The sequence below is a fragment of the Nocardioides insulae DSM 17944 genome (assembly GCF_000422825.1).
GTDB classification, from domain to species: Bacteria; Actinomycetota; Actinomycetes; order Propionibacteriales; family Nocardioidaceae; genus Nocardioides; species Nocardioides insulae.
Window position 1 is genome coordinate 1 of sequence record NZ_AUGU01000017.1, and the last position, 17,823, is coordinate 17,823.

The window sequence follows — 17,823 nt, forward strand, 5'->3', positions numbered from 1 at the left end:
CCGGCCCCTTCAAGCAACTCACCATCCAGGTCGACGCCACCGACAACCAAGGCCTGGCCAAGATCGTCGCCAACCTCTACCAGGGCAACACCCTGATCAAGTCCACCCAGACCCCCATCGACGGCGCCACCGCGGCCACCCACACCGCCACCATCACCCCACCCGAGGGCACCTACACCCTCAAATACAACGCCCACGACCAGGCCGGCAACATCTCCCAGACCGGCACCACCACACTCACCATCGACACCACCGCACCCACCGCCACCATCAAGGACGGCACCACCTACACCAAGAAGACCGGTCAGACCTACGACCTCATCTCCTTCAAACTCCACGACACCGGCAAGATCGACAAACTCGACCTCAACGGCACCATCAAGGACCTCAGCAACAACACCTGGTCAGACCTCAACTACGTCCAACCCGGCCGGTACGGCGCCCACCAAGGCACCAACACCCTCACCATCCACGACCTCGCCGGCAACACCACCACCTACACCTTCACCCTCAACTGACCCACCACCACACCGGGGCCCGGCCTGAACCACAGGCCGGGCCCCGGCCACGTCGGAGGGCGGGCCCCGGGGCACGTCGCCCTCGAGTGGGCGTGACGGGACGCGGGGCCCGTCATGAGGACGGGCCCCGCTCCTCCGGCGGCCGCAACAGGGGGATGCACGGCGCACCGGGGGCGCTCTGCCGGGTCTCGGGAACACCGATAGAGCGACGCGTCGGAGAAAGGGAGATCTCCCTCCCCCGCATGCCGACTCCGAACAGGTTGCCACCTCAACCACCCTGTGTCGACAGATAGCCGGCTGGCAGGCTGGAGGAATGACTGGTCTCGATCTTCTGACCCCCACCCTGCACGGGCTCTACGTCGGCGGCCGGTGGCGACCGGCGGCCGACGGTGGCAAGTTGGCCGTCACCGACCCCGCCGACGGCAGCGAGCTCACCCGGATCGCCGACGCCACCGCGGACGACGCGCGAGCCGCCCTCGACGCCGCGGTGGCCGCGCAGGCCGACTGGGCCGCCACCGCCCCGCGCGAGCGGGGAGAGGTCCTCCGCCGCGCCTTCGAGCTGCTCACCGAACGGGCCGACGACTTCGCCGAGCTGATGAGTCTGGAGATGGGCAAGCCCCTCGCCGATGCCCGTGGGGAGGTCACCTACGGCAGCGAGTTCTTCCGGTGGTTCGCCGAGGAGGCCGTCCGCATCCATGGCCGGTGGATGCACAATCCGGCCGGGGGCACGCGGCTGCTGACGCTGCGGAAGCCGGTGGGGCCCTGCCTGTGCATCACGCCGTGGAACTTCCCCCTCGCGATGGGGACCCGCAAGATCGGCCCGGCGGTGGCGGCGGGCTGCACCATGGTGGTCAAGCCGGCCCGGCAGACCCCGCTCACCATGCTCGCCCTCGCCGACCTGCTCGCCGAGGCCGGACTCCCCGACGGGGTGCTCAACGTGGTCGCGACCAGCCGCTCCGGCGAACTCTCCCGCACCCTGATGTCCGACCCGCGACTGCGCAAGGTCTCCTTCACCGGATCGACCGAGGTCGGTCGCACGCTGGTGGAGCAGAGCGCGGACCAACTGTTGCGGGTCTCGATGGAACTCGGCGGGAACGCTCCGTTCCTGGTCTTCGAGGACGCCGACCTCGACGCCGCCGTCGACGGCGCGATGATCGCCAAGATGCGCAACATGGGCGAGGCATGTACCGCCGCCAACCGCTTCTATGTGCAGGAGTCGGTCGCCGAGGAGTTCTCCGGGCGGCTGGCCGAACGGATGAGCGCACTGACCCTGGGCCGCGGGCAGGACGACGGCGTCGAGGTCGGCCCGCTGATCGACCAGGACGCCGTCGCCTCCGTCGAACGGCTCGTCTCCGGTGCGCTCCGCGACGGCGCCCGCCTGGTCACCGGCGGCACCGCACCCGAAGGCAAGGGCTACTTCTACCCGCCGACCGTGCTCACCGGCGTACGACCCGAGTCGGAGATCAACCGGGAGGAGATCTTCGGCCCGGTCGCAGCGATCAGCACCTTCGCGGACGAGGCGGAGGCGATCCGCCGCGCCAACGCGACCGAGTACGGTCTGGTCGCCTACGTCTACACCCGCGATGTCACCCGGGTGCTGCGGGTCTCCGAGGCGCTCGAGTACGGCATGGTCGGCGTCAACACCGGGCTCGTCTCCAACCCGGCCGCCCCGTTCGGCGGTGTGAAGGCGTCGGGGCTGGGCCGGGAGGGCGGCTTCGAGGGCATCGAGGAGTACCTGGAGACGACCTACGTCGCACTCCCGGTCTGAGCGGGGCCGGACGCAGCACGCCCCCAACCCGGCCCGGGTCGGGGGCGTCGCGCTGGGTCAGCCGCAGGTCACTCGGCGGTGTGGGCGTCGTCGGCACCGGCGGTCCCGGCGGTGCCGGCTCCCAGCACTCCGCCGAGGCCCTCGGATGCCTTGCCGACCGACTTGTTGATCAGCGACTGGATGTCGATGCCGGTGGCCGCCTGGAGCATCGACATCGTCTCCACGACGTTGTCGGTGACCTGCTTGGGCAGCCTGCCGGCGCCGTCGGTGGAGAGCACGGTGAGTTGGTCGATCGCGCTGATCGGGGAGGCGACCTTCTCCGCGATCTGCGGCAGCACCTCGACGAGCATCTGCAGCACCGCCGCGTCGTTGTAGTGGGCGAACGCCTCGGCCCGCTTGTCCATCGCCTCGGCCTCGGCCTGGCCCACCGCCAGGGTCGCGGCCGCAGTGGCGTCACCCTCGGCGCGGACGGCCTCGGCCTCCGCGGTACGGCGGGCCTTCTCGGCCTCACCGCGCTTGGCACCCTCGATCGCCTCGGCCTCGGCGAGGGCCGCTCGGCGAGCCTGCTCGGCCTCACCGCTGAGACGGGTCTCCGCAGCGGAGGCCTCGGCGGCAGCGATGGAGGCGGCCTTGCGGGCCTCGGCCCGAGCGATCTCGGCGTTGCGCTCGGCCTCTGCCTCCTGCTCGACACGGTATCGCTGGGCGTCGGCGGGCTTGCGGACCTGGGTCTCCAGCTCCCGCTCGGTCAGTGCCGCCTGCCGGACGGCCACCTTCTCCTGCTCCAGCAGGATCGCCTGGTCGCGGTCGGCCTGGGCCAGTGGCCCGGACGCGGCAGCGTTGGCGGCGGCGGCATCGGTCTCGGCCTTGATCCCCGCCTGGCGCAGGGCGAGCGCGCGCTGGGAGACCGCGATCTCCTCCTCGGCCCGGATGCGGGCCTGCTCGGCCGCCTGCCGGGCCTCGGCCTCCGCGATCGAGGCGGCCTGCTGGATCCGGGCGGCCTCGGGGCGACCGAGGTCGGCCAGGTAGCTGCCGTCGTCCGTCACGTCCTGGATCTGGAAGGTGTCGAGGATGAGGCCCTGACCGGTCAGCGAGCTCTCCGACTCGTCGGCGACCCGCTGGGCGAAGGCGGCGCGGTCACGGATGATCTGCTCCACGGTCAGGCCGCCGACGATCGACCGGAGCGCACCGGCGAGCACCTCCTGGGTGAACGGCTCGACGTCCTGCTGCTGGGTGAGGAAGCGCTGGGCCGCGAGACGGATCTGGTCGGCGTTGCCGCCGACCTTGACGATGGCGACACCGTCGAGGTTCAGCTTGATGCCCTGACCGGAGACCGCGCCCCGGATCTGCACCGAGATCCGGCGGCTGGAGAGATCCATGGTCGCCAGCTTCTGGACGAACGGGATCACGAAGATGCCGCCACCCAGCACGACCTTCTGGCCGGACAGGTCGTGGGTGAGCTGCCCGGTCTCCGGGTTGATCACGGCCTTGCCCTTGCGCCCGGTGACGATGAAGGCCTGGTTGGGGCCGGCCACCTTGTAGCGGCTGGTGACCAGCAGGATCAGCAGCACCAGTAGTACGACGATGCCGATGATCGGCAACAGGATGTCCATCGACGGGTTCTCCTCGGTTCGGGTGATGGAAGCTGGGTGGCCGCCGGCTCAGGGCAGCTCTCGCCAGGACGGCGCGACGGTGACGGCGGTCGGGGACAGCACGCCGGTGACGTAGACGGGAGTGCCCGGCTCGATGGCACTGCCGTCGGTCTGGGAGGGGTCGAGCTTGGCGTTGTACTGCACCGAGTGCCCGCCGATCCGCACCCGGACGATGCCGAAGCCCTCGGCCGGGATCGCGGTGAGCACGGTGGCGTCATGCCCGAGGCTCTGCTCGGGCTTGGTCGTGCCTTCCCCGGTGTCGCCCTTGAGCAGCCGGGTCAGCCACAGTGCGAACCAGGCGGCGACCGCGCCGGCCGCGACACCGACCGCACCGGTGACCAGCGGCGGCGCACCGAGTGCGTCGGCGATCCCGCCTCCGAAGCCCAGCGCCGCCACGAAACCGCCGAGCGCCGCAGACGAGAACCAGTCCGCGCTGAGGGCATCGAAGACACCGTCGAGCAGGTCACCTGCGATCAGCGAGACGAGCAGGATCCCGAGACCGACCAGGCCGATGATCATGAAGACGGTCACTACTGGGCTCCTCCTGGTGGGGGCGTGAAGTCAGAGCGCCGCCCGGCTGGGCTCGTTCTACCCGGCCGGTCGGGCATCAAACCCTTTCATCCCCGTTGCCCCGGCGCCACCGCAGGTGAGGAGCGGTGGACACGGTCCGGTCAGCTCGCGGTCGCGGACCGCAGGAAGTCCTCCAGGATCGGCCCGGCGTCACCCGAGCCCGACTCGCCCTCGGCGAGGTAGACCGCGACCGCCAGGTCGCCCTGGGCGGCCACCATCCAGGCATGCGTGTGCAGCGAGCCACCGCTCTCGAACTCCGCCGTGCCGGTCTTCGCGATCACCGGCGCGCCCGGCACGTCGGCCAGTCCGGCCCCGCTGCCCTCGGTCACCACCGCACGCAGCATGCCGCGCAGTTGCGCGCTCTCCCGCGGGGTGAGCCGCTGCACCCGGTCGGGCACCGGCGAGGTGACCCCGTCGACCAGGTGCGGCACGACGGTGTGGCCCGAGACGACGCTGCCGATCATGGTCGCCATCGCCATCGGGGAGGCGGTGATGGTGCCCTGCCCGATCAGGTCGGCGGCCTTCTCGACCTCGGTGCGGGGTGCGGGGACCTGCCCGAAGTACGCCGGGAAGCCCACTTCGTGATCGATGCCCAACCCCAACGAGGCCGCCGCGGCGGCGAGGTCGTCCTCGCTCACACGGTCGCTGGAGCCCACGAAGGCGGTGTTGCACGATTGCGCGACCGCCTCGGCGAGAGTGATCGAGCCGAGCGAGGAGGCCGGGTAGTCGTCGTAGTTCTCGAAGCGCTTGCCATCCACGCTCAGCTCGGCCGGACACTCCACACCGGACTCCGGGCTCAGTCCGGAGCGCAGCAGGGCCAGGCTCGAGACCGCCTTGAACGTCGACCCGGGGGCCGCCTGACCGTAGGTGGCGAGGTTGAGCCCGTCGTTCGCCGGGGCGTTGGCCGCGGCGAGGATGGCTCCGTCGCTGGGTCGCAGCGCCACCAGCGCCGCGGCACCGGTGTCACCGAGGAGTCCCTCGGCGTAGGACTGGAGGCGTAGGTCGAGGGTCAGCCGCAGGGGTCGACCCGGCACGGGGTCCACGCTGGTGAGTTCGGTGGCGGTGCCGTCGGGGGCCACCGCCGTGATGACCGCTCCCGGAGTGCCGCGCAACTGCTCGTCGTAGCGGGCCTGGAGCCCGGAGAGTCCGGCGACGTCGCCGGACCGGTAGCGATCCGGCGCCTGCTCGACGATCTCCGCGGTCACCTCACCCGCGTCGCCGAGGATCGGGGCGGCGAACTCCCGGGAGGGGCCCAGAGGCAGGCGGTCACCCAGGGACACCGCGCCGGGGATGCCCGTCAGTCCGGCGGGCACCTCGTCCTGGCGGTAGACGACGGCCTCGACGAACGCCTTCTCCCCCGATGCCCGCACCCGGGCGACGTAGGCCCGATCGTCGATGTCGAGCCGCCGGGCGAGCCTCCGGGCGGAGGCCACCGCACGGTCTCCAGCTACGGCCTTGTCGATGCCGACCCGCGAGACGGGACGGTCGGTGACCAGCGGGGTGCCCCCTGCGCCGAGGATGTCGGCGCGCACCGGCACCTTCCGCTCCAGGTCGAGCACCTGCTCGCCGCTCAGCTGGGGATGCACCACGCTCGGGGCCCACTCGACGTCCCATTCCCCTGCGGACCGGGTCAGCTCGACGTCGCTGGTGTAGGTCCAGCCCTCGCCCACCGGCCAGGTCCAGGCAAGGGTGGCGGTGGTGGCATCCTCGCCGGTGGTCACCTCGTCGACCTCGACGACGGGGGTCAGCCCACCGAGCCCGTCGACCAGCCGCAGATAGTCGGCCGCGGCCTCCTGTGCCGTGCCCGTCGCGAAGCCGACGTCCTGCCAGGTCGGCGAGTCGCCACCCTCGACCAGCGCCTCGGCCAGGGCTTCCGCCGCCTGATCGGGCCCGGGGTCCTCCTCCCCGGTGCACGCCGTCGCCGTGAGGGCAAGAGCGAGCAGCGGAACGATCAGTGCCCGGGGTCGGATCATGGTGAGGTTCTATCAGGGGCCTCTGACCATCCGGTGGCGAGTGCTCCGGAAGCCGCTTGTCGGGGGCCGACCAGATCCTCCACGTATCCGCGGAAGCGGGGACAGTTGACGATGTCGTGGGCCTCGCAGCGCAGGGCGTGCTCGGTCATCTCCCTCGAGCGCTCCATCTCCGTCATCCTGCGCTCCAACTCAGCCAGATGGTCCTCCAGCACCCGGTGGCGTCCGGGCGTCCCGCTGTCGAGGAGCACCCGGATCTGCTCGAGGCTCATCCCCGCCTGCTTGTTGCGGACGATGACTGCGAGCCGGACGGCGTCGGTGTCACCGTAGCGCCGCCGGCCGCCGCCATCGCGTGCCGGTGCGAGGAGTCCCAGGTCCTCCCAGTAGCGCAGCACGTGGGTCTCCAGCCCGAGGCGGTCGGCCATCTCCCCGACCGACCAGGTCCGTTGGGTTGACTTCATGTCGACATGAAGTCACATCCTCGACAGCAGGACAAGTCATCAGGAGGACCCATGAGCACACCCACACCCGGACCCGACTACGAGGTCGTCATCGTCGGCGGCGGCCCTGCGGGGCTCCAGGCCGCGACCACGCTGGCCCGGGTGCATCGGCACGCCCTGCTGATCGACTCCGGGGAGTACCGCAACGCCCCGGCCGACGCCATGCACAACTTCCTGGGCCACGACGGACAGACCCCGGCCGACTTCCGTGCCGCGGCCCGGGCCGACCTGGCGGCGTACGACACCGTCGACCTCCGCACCGAGAAGGTCACCTCGATCGAGGCACGGGACGACGACGGGTTCGTGCTGACCACCCCGTCGGGCGGGATCGCGGCCCGCTCAGTCCTGCTCGCTACCGGGCTGCGCGACATCCTCCCGGAGATCCCCGGACTCCAGGAGTTGTTCGGCTCGGTGGCCGCTCACTGCCCCTTCTGTCACGGCCACGAGTACGCCGGCACGCACGTGGGCCTGCTGGGCACCGGTCCGCACGTGGGCCGGGTGGCCGGGATGCTCGCGCCGATCGCGGCCGGGCGCACCGTGCTCACCGGCGGCGAGCAGCCGGACCCCGCCCTGCGAGCCGAGCTGGAGCAGGCCGGCGTGGGGATCCGCACCGAGGCCGTGGAACGGTTCGTGCGCACCGAGCGCGGTGCCCGGGCAGAGCTCAGCGACGGCAGCCACGTCGAGTTCGGGGGGCTCTTCGTCGCCCCCACCCAGGTGCAGGCGGCGCCCTTCGCGGAGCAGCTCGGGCTGGACCTGCTGCCCTCCGGCTGCGTCGAGGTGGACGTGATGGGCCGCACCAGTCGCCCCGGCGTCTTCGCCGCCGGCGACCTCGCCCACCAGGCGACCCTCCCGATGCCGATGGCCTCGGTCCTGGCCGCCGCCGCGGCCGGTCAGGTCGCGGGTGCGGCGATGGTGGCCGAGCTCCTCTGACCCGACGGGCGCATGAGTCGCCACCCCGTGCCAGATCGCCGGGGAATGAGGAACCCCGCCGGGTCGGCGTACAGGTACGCCGACCCGGCGGGGTCCATGCTTCTGGTCAGTCGCGCGGCTTCTTGTGGCGCGGCTTCTTCTCGGGCCGCCCGGCACCACGGTCGTCCTCGCGGCGGGGCCTGCGGTCGTCGTAGTTGCGCGGCGGGCGACCGCCTCCGCGACGCGGGCCGTCGTCGAGTCGGAGCTCGATCAGCTTGCCGGAGATGCGGGTGTTCTCCAGCGAGGCGATGGTCTCCGGTGCGAGGTCGGCGGGCAGCTCGACCAGGGAGAAGTCCGGTCGGATCGAGATGTTGCCGAAGTCGCCGCGGCGCAGGCCGCCCTCGTTGGCGATCGCACCCACGATCTGGCGCGGCTCGACGCGGTGCCGCTTGCCGACCTGGATCTTGTACGTCGCCATCGGCTGGCCGGTGTCGCGCGACCGCTTGCCGCCCTGGTCGCCCCGCTCCCGGCGCTCGCCGCGCTCGGGCCGGTCGGGCCGGTCACGCTTGTCGCGGCGACGGTCCTCGTAGGTGGGCCGCTCGGGCTCGGCCTCGAGGAGCAGCGGCTCGTCGGCGTGCATCACCGTCGCCAGCGCCGCCGCCACGTCGACCTCGGCGACGTCGTGGTGGCGCGCGTAGTGGTTGACGATGTCGCGGAAGGCCTCGATCTTCTCGGTCGAGGTCAGCGCCTCGGTGATCTTGTCGTCGAAGCGCGCCAGCCGGATCGCGTTGACCTCGTCGACGCTGGGCCACTGCATCTGCGCCAGGGTGGTGCGGTTGTTGCGCTCGATCGCCTTGAGCAGGTAGCGCTCGCGAGGGGTGACGAACGAGATCGCGTCGCCGCTGCGCCCGGCGCGGCCGGTGCGGCCGATCCGGTGCACATAGGCCTCGGTGTCGGTGGGGAGGTCGTAGTTGACCACGTGGGTGATCCGCTCGACGTCCAGGCCACGGGCCGCGACGTCGGTGGCGACCACGATGTCCAGGGTGCCGTCCTTGAGCTGGCCGACGATCCGCTCGCGGACGTTCTGCGGCACGTCACCGTTCAGGGCGGCGGCGCCGAAACCGCGGGCCCGCAGCCGCTCGGCGAGGAGATCGGTCTCGGACTTGGTGCGGACGAAGACGATCATCCCGTCGAAGTTCTCGACCTCGAGGATGCGGGTGAGGGCGTCGACCTTCTGCGGGTAGGACACCATCAGGTAGCGCTGGGTGATGTTGGCGTTGGTCGCGGCCTTGGACTTGACCGTGATCTCTTCGGGCTCGTTGAGGTACTGCTGCGAGAGCCGCCGGATCTGCCGCGGCATGGTGGCGCTGAACAGCGCGACCTGCTTGGTGGCCGGGGTGTCGGCCAGGATCGTCTCGATGTCCTCGGCGAAGCCCATGCTGAGCATCTCGTCGGCCTCATCCAGCACCAGGAAGCGGAGCCGGGACAGGTCGAGGGTGCCCTTGTCGAGGTGGTCCATGATCCGGCCGGGGGTGCCGACCACGACGTGGACGCCGCGACGCAGCGCGGTCAGCTGCGGGCCGTAGCCCTGACCGCCGTAGATCGGCAGCAGCCGGACGCCGGGCAGCTTGCCGGCGTACTGCTCGAAGGCCTCGGAGACCTGGAGGGCCAGCTCGCGGGTGGGTGCGAGCACCAGCGCCTGCGGGCCGTCCTTGGGGTCGGCGTCGAGGTCGAGGTTGGAGAGCACCGGCAGCGCGAACGCCGCGGTCTTGCCGGTGCCGGTCTGGGCCAGTCCGACCACGTCGCGACCGGCCAGCAGCGGTGGGATGGTCGCGGCCTGGATGGCCGAGGGCGCCTCGTACCCCATCGCCTGGACCGCTTGGAGCACGCCGTCAGCCAACCCCAGCTCGTCGAAGGTCGGGCCCTGCGCCGGCTCGGGGTTGCTGTTCTCGTCGTTGCTCACCCGACAACGGTAGTGGTTGCGTTTATCACACGCTCATTCCTCGTCGCGGTGTGGCCCGTCACGTGGTCACGCGACCGCTGCGCCCGGGTCATCCGCGGTGTGCCGGACGAGGCGTCTCACGACCGCTCGGTGGGGCCGAGCAGCCGGTCGATCGCGGCCTCGTCGTACCCGATCTCGGCGAGTACCTCCCGGCTGTGCTGGCCGAGCATGGGCGGCGCGGTCCGGAGCTCCGGGCGGGCGCCGCGGAAGCTGACCGGGAACCGGATCTGATCCAGGTCGCCCACCTCGGGGTGCTCGACGGTGCCGATCATGCCGAGCACCTCGGTCTGCTCGGAGGCATAGATCTCATCGAGCGAGCGGATCGGCGAGACCGGTACGCCGGCCTTCCCGAGCAGGTCGCACCAGTGGCCCACCGTGGCGGTGCGCAGGGTCTCCTCCAGTTCGGCGTTGAGCTCGGCCCGGTGGGTGACCCGGTCCCGGTTACGGGTGTAGCGGGGATCGGCGAGCAGGTCCGGGCGGCCGATCGTCTCGCACAGCCGCTGCCACAGCGCGTCGTTGCCGGCGGCGATGACGAAGTGCCCGTCGGCGGCCGGGTAGGCCTGGTACGGCACCAGGTTGGGGTGGGCCGAGCCCAGCCGCTCGGGGCGCTCACCGGTGGCGAAGTAGCCGGTGGCCCAGTTGATGTGCAGGGCCAGTTGACTCTCGTACAGGGAGGTCGTGACGTACTGGCCGCGCCCGGTCCGGGCCCGCTCGACCAGCGCGGACAGCAACCCGATGATGCCGAACAGGCCGGCTCCCAGGTCGGCCATCGCGAAGCCCGCCTTGACGGGAGGACCGTCGGGCTCGCCGGTCAGGGACATCAGGCCGGCCGCCGCCTGGGCGACCATGTCGTAGCCCGGCTCCAGCCTCATCGGTCCGGAGTCACCGAAGGCGGAGATGTGCAGGACGACGAGAGCGGGGTAACGCTCGGAGAGCTCCTCGTAGCCGAAGATCCGCTGCAGCGAGCTGCCCGGCTTGAAGTTCTCCACCACCACATCGGCCTCGGCGAGCAGCCGGTGCACCGCCTCCTGTCCCTCCGCCGACTTCAGGTCGAGCACCACCGAGCGCTTGTTCCGGTTGGTCGAGAGGTAGTACGTCGCGTCGGGTCCGTTGAACGGCGGTCCCCACTGCCTGGTCGGGTCGCCACCGTCGGGGTGCTCCACCTTGATCACGTCGGCGCCGAGGTCGGCCAGCGACATGGTGACGTAGGGCCCGGCCAGGATCTTGGAGAGGTCCACGACCTTCACCCCGGCCAGGGGGGTCGGCCCGGTCATCGGGCCGCACCCATCGCGGCGATCGCGTCGTAGGCCGCGGCCGCGCCCTCCGCGTCGACCGTGCCGCCGTCGGCGATCGCCCCCAGGTGCGCCAGCGCCGGCGGGTCGGGCACCGGTGCGACCAGCTGATGCAGGTAGGTGTGCGCGAGGAGCAGCTTGCGATGGCCGCGGCCGGCGGCGATCTCGCGGCTGGCCTGTTCCAGTAGCAATGCCGCCATCACGGCGCGGCACAGGTCGTCGGCGTACGTCGCGATCCGGGCCTGGGCGGTGGCCGCCTCGGCCGCGACCAGGGCGTCGCCGCGCTCACCGAGGTGCTCGAGGCGAGCGATCAGGTCGGCTGTGGCCGGCTTGGTCGCCGGCTGGTCCAGCGCTGCCAGCCGGCCGGCGTACTCCTCGACCAGGGTGCGGTGTGCCCGCTCCCGGCGCAGGCAGCGCAGTACGTCGAGGGCGATGACGTTGGAGGACCCCTCCCAGATGGAGCCGAGGTGGGCGTCCCGGAGGAGACGGGGGTTGACCCAGTCCTCGATGTAGCCGTTGCCGCCGCGGATCTCCATCGCCTCGCCGGTGACGCGGCGGGCCTGCTTGCACACCGTGTGCTTGGCCAGCGGGGTGAGCACCCGGACCAGGCGCTGGGCCTGCGGGTCGCCCGCATCGGCGGCGTCGAGCCGGTCCGCCGCCTCGATCACCAAGCCCAGGGCGGCCTCGGCGTCCAGCATCAGCGGGAGCAGGGTGGCGCGCATCAGCGGCTGGTCGAACAGCGGCTGCCCGAACACCTCGCGCTGCCGGGTGTGGTCGACCGCCTCGCGCACCGCCCGGCGCATGATGGCCGCGGCCCGCATCGCGTTGGAGAGACGGGACACGTTGAGCATCTCGGCCATCTGGAGGAACCCGCGACCCAGGTCGCCGACCGGGCGCGCGTAGGCGTCCTCGAGGGTGACCTCGCCGCTGGCCATCGAGCGGGCACCGAGCTTGTCCTTGAGCCGGTCGACGCGGATCGCGTTGCGGCTGCCGTCGGGGCGGTGCCGCGGCACCAGGAACATGCCCAGTCCCCGGGTGCCCTCCCCCTGCCCCGGCACCCGGGCGAGGGTGAGGATGACCTCCGCGGTGACGTTGGAGGCGAACCACTTCTGCCCCCGCAGGGTCCAGTGGTCGCCCCGGTCGGTGGCCTCGGTGGCCGTCTGCGCGATGTCGGTGCCGGCCTGCTTCTCGGTCATGAACATCGCCCCGGTGGCGAGTTCGGGCATCTCGGTGGCGCTCAGCGCGGCGATCTCCGCCGCGAAGGTCTCCGGATCGAAGAGCCGCAGCACCCGTGCGGCCGAGTCGGTCATCGAGATCGGGCAGGCCAGTCCGAACTCGGCCTGCACGAACAGGTAGGACAGGGCGTACTTCACGACGTGCGGGGTCCGGGTGGGCCAGCCGTGCACACCGGGGTGGTGCGACATCGCCGCCAGGCCGAACCGGCCGAAGCCGAGCTCACACAGACGCCGGTACGCCGGATGGAAGTCGACCTCGTCGATCCGGGTGCCGTCGGGGGCGTACTGCCGCAGCACCGGCGGGTTGGCGTCGGCGAGGGCCGCGAGCCGGTCGACCTCATCGGCTGCGACCGCGCCGAGCTCCTCGAGCACCGGTTCGATCCGGTCGCGGTCCTCGGCGGAGAGCATCTGGTCGAGCAGCGGTCGGAGGGCCGGATCCCGGTCGGCGTAGTTCATCCCACCACGATCCCAGCGGCGATTGACCGCTGTCCAAGACCTGATCGACGGCCCGGTGATAAGGATCTGCTCTCAATCGAGGCTGGGAAGGACGCGTTCGGCGACCCGCAGCACCGCCTCCAGGGCGGGCGACTCGTGCCGGCTGCGCCAGGCCAATGCGATCGGCAGAGCGCGCCGCCGGCCGGCCAGCGGCCGGAACACCACATGGTCGAGCTGGATCCGCCGGGAGGACTCGACCACGACGGCCACCCCCAGGCCCGCACCGACCAGCGTCAGGAGGTTGTAGGCGTCGGGCACCTCCTGCGCCACGGTCGGCACGAAGCCCGCCTCGTGACACAGGTCGGTCATCGCCTCCCGTACCGCGGAGCCGCGCGCGGCCGGGAAGGTCACGAACCGTTCCCCCGCCAACTCCTCCACCGCGATCTCCTCCCGGTCGGCGAGCGGGTGCGAATCCGGCAGGGCGACGACGAGCTCCTCGTCCCTGACCACCCGCATCGAGATCCCCGGCCGCTGGGTCCACGACACGAAGCCGAGGTCGAGGTCCCCGGCCGCGATCTGCCCCAGCGCCTCACCCGAGTAGGTCTGGCTGCGCAGCACCAGCTCGATCCCGGGCAGATCCGCCGCAACGGCCCGGGAGAGGCGGGGGACGGCGTCGTAGCTACTGGCGCCTACGTACCCGAGCGTGACCCGCCCGACCTCTCCCGCCGTAGCCGCACGCACCGAGCGGCGGGCCACCCCCGCGGCCGCAAGCACCTCGCGCGCCGGCCCCAGCAACGCCGTACCTGCCGCGGTGAGCCGCACCGACCGGGTGTTGCGCTCGAACAGGGTGGCTCCCAGATCCCGTTCCAACCGCCGGATCTGCTGGCTCAGGGCCGGCTGGGCGAGGTGCAGTCGCGCCGCCGCTCGCCCGAAGTGCAGCTCCTCGGCCACGGCCACGAACGACGCCAGCTGCCGGATCTCCATGGTCCCCCGATCCTACGGACCAGGTACGCGACCACTCGCTGAGTGCTGGCGGAACCCCGGTCCCCTTCCAGGCGGCCACCGCACAGGATCCAGGCGTGGGCGAGGACACCGCCTACATGCGCTCGATCGACCCGTCCTTCTCACCCGGCACCGCACGCCGGTAGCCGGCCACATGGTCACCGAGGGCATCGAGCAGGCCTCGGCTCCCCTGCTCCCGGTTCGGCCCGTCCGCCCAGAACCGGTCGAAGAACACTCCGTGCTCGACGTGGGTGAACCGGGTGCCCTCATCGATCGGCTCGAACTCGAAGGACGCCACCGAGGTCGACATGTGCACCCCGTCGATCCACATGTCGTACGTCGTGACGATGCGGTTGTGCTCGACGATGTCGGTGTAGGTGGCCTCGTAGCGCGAGACCGGACCGTCGTGGAACCGTCCCTCGGCCACGTCGCGTCCACCCACCCGGAAGTCGAAGACCCACTCGCCGGCCTCGAAGGTGTCGCCCTCGCCGAACCAGAGCAGCTTCTGGGCCTCCTCGGCGAAGGCGCGCCAGACGCGCTCGACGGGGGCCGGGTAGTCCCGGGTCAGGGTGAACCCGGAGCGGGCGAGCCGGCGTTCGGTCCGCATCACGCCGCCTGGCGGGTGAAGGTGACGTGGATCGTGCCGCTCTCGGCGACCTCGGTCCGGACCTCGTGGGTGCGTTCGAGGCCGCGCAGGTCGTCCCACAGCCGCGCCCCCCGGTCCAGCAGGATCGGGGCGATCATGACGTGCAGGTCGTCGACGAGGCCGGCGCGAAGGAACTGACGAGCGACCCGGAGGCCGCCTCCGACACGCACGTCCGCCCCCTGGGCAGCCGCACTCGCCTCGGCGAGGACGGTCTCGATGGCGTCGTTGCGGAAGTGGAACGTCGTTCCGCCCTGCATCGGGATCGAGGGGCGTGGTGCGGTGTGCGTGAGGACGTAGACGGGAGTGCCGAACGGCGGATTCTCGCCCCACCAGCCCCTCCAGTCCGGGTCGTCGGGGAACGAGTGCAGCCCGAACATGGCCGCCCCCATGATCTCCGCGCCGACGCCCACCGAGTGCGCGGCGGCGTGGGCGTCGTCCAGTCCGGTCGTGCCGGCACCGCTGGTGTCGCCGAGGACCTGCCTGCGGAAGGTGCGGGTGGCGGCGTAGGCCTGGGTGAGGCGCCCCCAGTCCTCCCCCATCCCGGCGGTCTGGTCGATGCTCGACGAATAGCCGTCGAGCGAGCTGAACAGGTCGATGCGTACACGGGTCATCTCAGGTGTCCTTCGAGCTGGTACGGGTCAGGTGGACGCCGAGCCGGTCGGCTCCGCGCTCGGCCGGGGTGCGTTGCTCGTCGAGCCACAGATGCAGGACGTCGAAGGCTCCCGGGCGCAGGCTCACGGTCCGGACGCGGCCGTGCTTCTCCGAGGTGACCAGCCCGGCGTCCTCGAGGACGCGCAGGTGCTGCATGAGCGAGGGCAGTGCCATCGCGAAGGGGGCCGCGAGCTCGGACACGACGGCCGGGGAAGCGGCCAGCCGTTCCACGACGGCCCGACGGGTGGGGTCCGCGAGAGCGCGGAGCACGCCGTCGAGCTCGTCGTAATACTTAGGCATACACCTAAGTATTGCGACGAGCGGCCCACCGGTCAACCGTGCTCAGTACAGAACCTGACGCCCCCCTGACGCCGCTCGGGGCCTCGGCCGGCCGCCCGGGTACGCCGGTCGGCCAGCCGAGGCCACGACGCTCGGATCACTCGACCGTGACGGACTTGGCCAGGTTGCGGGGCTTGTCGACGTCATGGCCCAGCACGCGGGCGGCATGGAAGGCGAGCACCTGGAGCGGGATGGTGAGCAGGATCGGGTCCAGTTCCCGTTCGCTGCGGGGCACGTCGATCCGGCGGGCGGTCAGGTCACCGAGGTCGACCCCGGGGTGGGTCACCACGACCAGCGGGCCGCCGCGCGCGGCGATCTCGTGGAGGGCGGCGACGTTGCGGTCGGTGAGCTCGTCGTCGGGGACCAGGGCCACCGTCGGGACCTCCGGCGAGATCAGCGCGAGCGGGCCGTGCTTGAGCTCGGAGGTCTGATACGCCTCGGCGTGCCGATAGCTGATCTCCTTGAACTTCTGCGCCCCCTCCCGCGCGACCGGGAAGCCGCGGACCCGGCCGATGAAGAAGAGGCTCTCCGCCTCGGCGAGCCCGGCCGCCACCTCGGCGAGGTGGTCCTCGCCCTTGAGGATCTCCTCGATCTGTGCGGGCAGTTCCCGAAGCCCGGCGACCAGCCGTCGGCCGTCGGCGATCGAGAGGTCGCGCACCCGTCCCAACTGCAGGGCGAGCAGCGCGAAGCCGACGTACATCGTGGTGAGTGCCTTGGTCGAGGCGACCGCGATCTCGGGGCCGGCGTGCAGGTAGATGCCGCCGTCGCAGGCCCGGGCGATCGCCGAGCCGACCACGTTGACCAGACCGACCACCCGTCCGCCCTTGCGCCGGATCTCCTCCACGGCGAGCAGGGTGTCGATGGTCTCGCCCGACTGGCTGACCGCGACATAGAGGGTGTCCGGCTCGATCACGGGGTTGCGGTAGCGGAACTCGCTGGCCGCCTCCGCGTCGGCCGGGATCCGGGCCAGCTCCTCGATCAGGGAGGCCCCCATCTGGCCGACGTAGTACGCCGACCCGCAGCCGAGGATCTTCACCCGGCGGACCGCCCGGGTCTCGCGAGCATCCAGGTTCAGCCCGCCGAGGTGGGCGGTGCCGAACTTCTCGTCCAGCCGGCCGCGCAGCACCCGCTCGGTGGCGGCCGGCTGCTCGAGCATCTCGACGTACATCCGCGGTGCGCCGTCCTCGCCGTCCAGTCCGAGCGAATACGCCGCCGGGTCGATGTCGACCTCGTGCGCCTCGGTCGCGGTGCGGGTCAGGTCGCTGCGGAAGGTGGTGAAGCCGGTGGCGGTGAGGGTGGCCAGTTCGCCGTCGTCCAGGTGCGCGACGGTCGTGGTGTGGCGAACCAGCGCGGCCAGGTCGCTGGCGACGAACATCTCCTTCTCGCCCACGCCGACCAGCAGCGGGCTGCCGTTGCGCGCCACCACGATGCGGTCGGGGAAGTCGGCGTGGACGACGGCGAGCCCATAGGTGCCCTCCACCGCCTCCAGCGCCTCCACCACCCGAGCCTCGAGCGTGTCCGCAGCGCTCCGGCCGACCAGGTGCGCGAAGACCTCGGTGTCGGTGTCGCTGACCAGGTCCACACCGTCGTCGGAGAGCCGGCGACGCAGCGCTGCGGCGTTGTCGATGATGCCGTTGTGGACGACCGCGACCCGGCCGGTGGCATCGGTGTGGGGGTGGGCGTTCACATCCGAGGCCGGGCCGTGGGTCGCCCATCGGGTGTGCCCGATGCCGACCTTGCCGGCGAACCGTTTCGGCAGGGTCCCGGTCAGGTCACGCACCCGACCGGCGCTCTTGTGCACGCGCAGTCCGCTGCCGCTGACCGCCGCCACCCCTGCCGAGTCGTAGCCGCGATGCTCGAGGCGGCCCAGCCCCTCCAGCAGCAGGGGTGCGGCCGGTTGAGCCCCGACGTACCCGACGATTCCGCACATGTGTTCCTCCGAGGTCGATGGTCCGGTGGTGGGTGGAAGGTGAGCGCGGGCCGGCGCCGCCGGCACGCTGCTGCACCGATGAGCGTGGTCAGCCGTAGACCATCCGGCGCAACTGCCGTCGGGTGAGCCGGGGGGCCGCGACCACCCGGCCGGACACCTCGTCCTCGAGACGGGCGAAGATCTCGTCGTTCCTCGCGCCCCGCAGCTGCAGCGCCGCATGCCGGCGTCGCACGAAATCGTCGACCGGTTCGGCGTGGTAGGCGAGCACGTCCTCGATCACCCGGGCAGCCTCCTGGCCGCTCAGCCCGGTGCGCGCCACGACGTGGGCGACCAGCGCGGCATCGGCTTCCATGGGACGAGAATGCGCCTTCGAAGGGCAGTGTGCCAACTTTCTGCCCGAAATCGGG

At 71.5% G+C, this 17,823-nt stretch carries 16 protein-coding genes; 3 read left to right on the top strand and 13 right to left on the bottom strand.

Annotated elements, in window-relative coordinates; translation table 11 throughout:
* A partial coding sequence (locus G515_RS23475) for an Ig-like domain repeat protein (protein WP_036555138.1) occupies positions 1-518 on the top strand: 518 nt, incomplete at its 5' end.
* A gap of 313 nt (positions 519-831) precedes the next feature.
* Positions 832-2,286, top strand: a complete 1,455-nt coding sequence (locus G515_RS0108905) for an NAD-dependent succinate-semialdehyde dehydrogenase (protein WP_036555140.1) — start codon at positions 832-834, stop codon at positions 2,284-2,286.
* 68 nt (positions 2,287-2,354) lie between these two features.
* Here G515_RS0108905 and G515_RS20410 read toward each other — a convergent pair whose 3' ends face one another.
* From G515_RS20410 to G515_RS20420, 4 genes are all read right to left on the bottom strand, one after another.
* Positions 2,355-3,896, bottom strand: coding sequence for a flotillin family protein (locus tag G515_RS20410; protein ID WP_157571056.1), 1,542 nt, complete (start codon positions 3,894-3,896; stop codon positions 2,355-2,357).
* A gap of 48 nt (positions 3,897-3,944) precedes the next feature.
* The gene (locus tag G515_RS20415; protein ID WP_051218072.1) at positions 3,945-4,466 is read right to left on the bottom strand and encodes an NfeD family protein; all 522 of its coding nucleotides are present in this window, start codon (positions 4,464-4,466) and stop codon (positions 3,945-3,947) included.
* A gap of 140 nt (positions 4,467-4,606) precedes the next feature.
* The gene (locus G515_RS0108920; protein WP_028659870.1) at positions 4,607-6,478 is read right to left on the bottom strand and encodes a penicillin-binding transpeptidase domain-containing protein; all 1,872 of its coding nucleotides are present in this window, start codon (positions 6,476-6,478) and stop codon (positions 4,607-4,609) included.
* A complete protein-coding gene (locus G515_RS20420) occupies positions 6,475-6,936 on the bottom strand; it encodes a MerR family transcriptional regulator (RefSeq protein WP_051218073.1) in 462 nt (153 codons plus the stop codon). Before G515_RS20420 ends, G515_RS0108920 begins: the two co-directional genes overlap by 4 nt.
* 51 nt (positions 6,937-6,987) lie before the next feature.
* Here G515_RS20420 and G515_RS0108930 point away from each other — a divergent pair, with 51 nt between their 5' ends.
* Complete coding sequence (locus G515_RS0108930; protein ID WP_028659871.1) at positions 6,988-7,905, top strand: NAD(P)/FAD-dependent oxidoreductase; 918 nt, start codon at positions 6,988-6,990, stop codon at positions 7,903-7,905.
* Positions 7,906-8,011: 106 nt separating this feature from the next.
* Here G515_RS0108930 and G515_RS20425 read toward each other — a convergent pair whose 3' ends face one another.
* The 9 genes from G515_RS20425 to G515_RS0108975 form a co-directional block, all read right to left on the bottom strand.
* The gene (locus G515_RS20425; protein ID WP_036555143.1) at positions 8,012-9,847 is read right to left on the bottom strand and encodes a DEAD/DEAH box helicase; all 1,836 of its coding nucleotides are present in this window, start codon (positions 9,845-9,847) and stop codon (positions 8,012-8,014) included.
* A gap of 116 nt (positions 9,848-9,963) precedes the next feature.
* Entirely contained in the window at positions 9,964-11,160 is a 1,197-nt protein-coding gene (locus tag G515_RS0108940; RefSeq protein ID WP_028659872.1) for a CaiB/BaiF CoA transferase family protein, read from the bottom strand.
* The gene (locus tag G515_RS0108945) at positions 11,157-12,869 is read right to left on the bottom strand and encodes an acyl-CoA dehydrogenase family protein (protein ID WP_028659873.1); all 1,713 of its coding nucleotides are present in this window, start codon (positions 12,867-12,869) and stop codon (positions 11,157-11,159) included. The genes G515_RS0108940 and G515_RS0108945 overlap by 4 nt, the downstream gene beginning before the upstream one ends.
* Before the next feature lie 72 nt (positions 12,870-12,941).
* The gene (locus tag G515_RS0108950) at positions 12,942-13,832 is read right to left on the bottom strand and encodes a LysR family transcriptional regulator (RefSeq protein WP_028659874.1); all 891 of its coding nucleotides are present in this window, start codon (positions 13,830-13,832) and stop codon (positions 12,942-12,944) included.
* Positions 13,833-13,944: 112 nt separating this feature from the next.
* On the bottom strand, positions 13,945-14,457 hold the full coding sequence (locus G515_RS20430; RefSeq protein WP_051218074.1) for an SRPBCC domain-containing protein: 513 nt from the start codon (positions 14,455-14,457) through the stop codon (positions 13,945-13,947).
* The gene (locus G515_RS0108960; protein ID WP_028659875.1) at positions 14,457-15,107 is read right to left on the bottom strand and encodes a dihydrofolate reductase family protein; all 651 of its coding nucleotides are present in this window, start codon (positions 15,105-15,107) and stop codon (positions 14,457-14,459) included. The genes G515_RS20430 and G515_RS0108960 overlap by 1 nt, the downstream gene beginning before the upstream one ends.
* Before the next feature lies 1 nt (position 15,108).
* A complete protein-coding gene (locus tag G515_RS0108965) occupies positions 15,109-15,447 on the bottom strand; it encodes an ArsR/SmtB family transcription factor (protein ID WP_028659876.1) in 339 nt (112 codons plus the stop codon).
* 136 nt (positions 15,448-15,583) lie between these two features.
* On the bottom strand, positions 15,584-17,416 hold the full coding sequence (glmS, locus tag G515_RS0108970; RefSeq protein ID WP_028659877.1) for a glutamine--fructose-6-phosphate transaminase (isomerizing): 1,833 nt from the start codon (positions 17,414-17,416) through the stop codon (positions 15,584-15,586).
* An 88-nt stretch (positions 17,417-17,504) separates the two neighbouring features.
* A complete protein-coding gene (locus G515_RS0108975) occupies positions 17,505-17,768 on the bottom strand; it encodes a hypothetical protein (protein WP_028659878.1) in 264 nt (87 codons plus the stop codon).
* Positions 17,769-17,823: the final 55 nt, after the last annotated feature.

Coding starts and splice junctions, on each gene's coding strand:
- G515_RS20410 (WP_157571056.1), bottom strand. CDS start 3,896: ATGGACATCCTGTTGCCGATCATCGGCATCGTCGTACTACTGGTGCTG.
- glmS (WP_028659877.1), bottom strand. CDS start 17,416: ATGTGCGGAATCGTCGGGTACGTCGGGGCTCAACCGGCCGCACCCCTG.
- G515_RS0108945 (WP_028659873.1), bottom strand. CDS start 12,869: ATGAACTACGCCGACCGGGATCCGGCCCTCCGACCGCTGCTCGACCAG.
- G515_RS20420 (WP_051218073.1), bottom strand. CDS start 6,936: ATGAAGTCAACCCAACGGACCTGGTCGGTCGGGGAGATGGCCGACCGC.
- G515_RS0108950 (WP_028659874.1), bottom strand. CDS start 13,832: ATGGAGATCCGGCAGCTGGCGTCGTTCGTGGCCGTGGCCGAGGAGCTG.
- G515_RS0108940 (WP_028659872.1), bottom strand. CDS start 11,160: ATGACCGGGCCGACCCCCCTGGCCGGGGTGAAGGTCGTGGACCTCTCC.
- G515_RS0108905 (WP_036555140.1), top strand. CDS start 832: ATGACTGGTCTCGATCTTCTGACCCCCACCCTGCACGGGCTCTACGTC.
- G515_RS0108960 (WP_028659875.1), bottom strand. CDS start 15,107: ATGACCCGTGTACGCATCGACCTGTTCAGCTCGCTCGACGGCTATTCG.
- G515_RS0108975 (WP_028659878.1), bottom strand. CDS start 17,768: ATGGAAGCCGATGCCGCGCTGGTCGCCCACGTCGTGGCGCGCACCGGG.
- G515_RS20430 (WP_051218074.1), bottom strand. CDS start 14,457: ATGCGGACCGAACGCCGGCTCGCCCGCTCCGGGTTCACCCTGACCCGG.
- G515_RS0108965 (WP_028659876.1), bottom strand. CDS start 15,447: ATGCCTAAGTATTACGACGAGCTCGACGGCGTGCTCCGCGCTCTCGCG.
- G515_RS0108930 (WP_028659871.1), top strand. CDS start 6,988: ATGAGCACACCCACACCCGGACCCGACTACGAGGTCGTCATCGTCGGC.
- G515_RS0108920 (WP_028659870.1), bottom strand. CDS start 6,478: ATGATCCGACCCCGGGCACTGATCGTTCCGCTGCTCGCTCTTGCCCTC.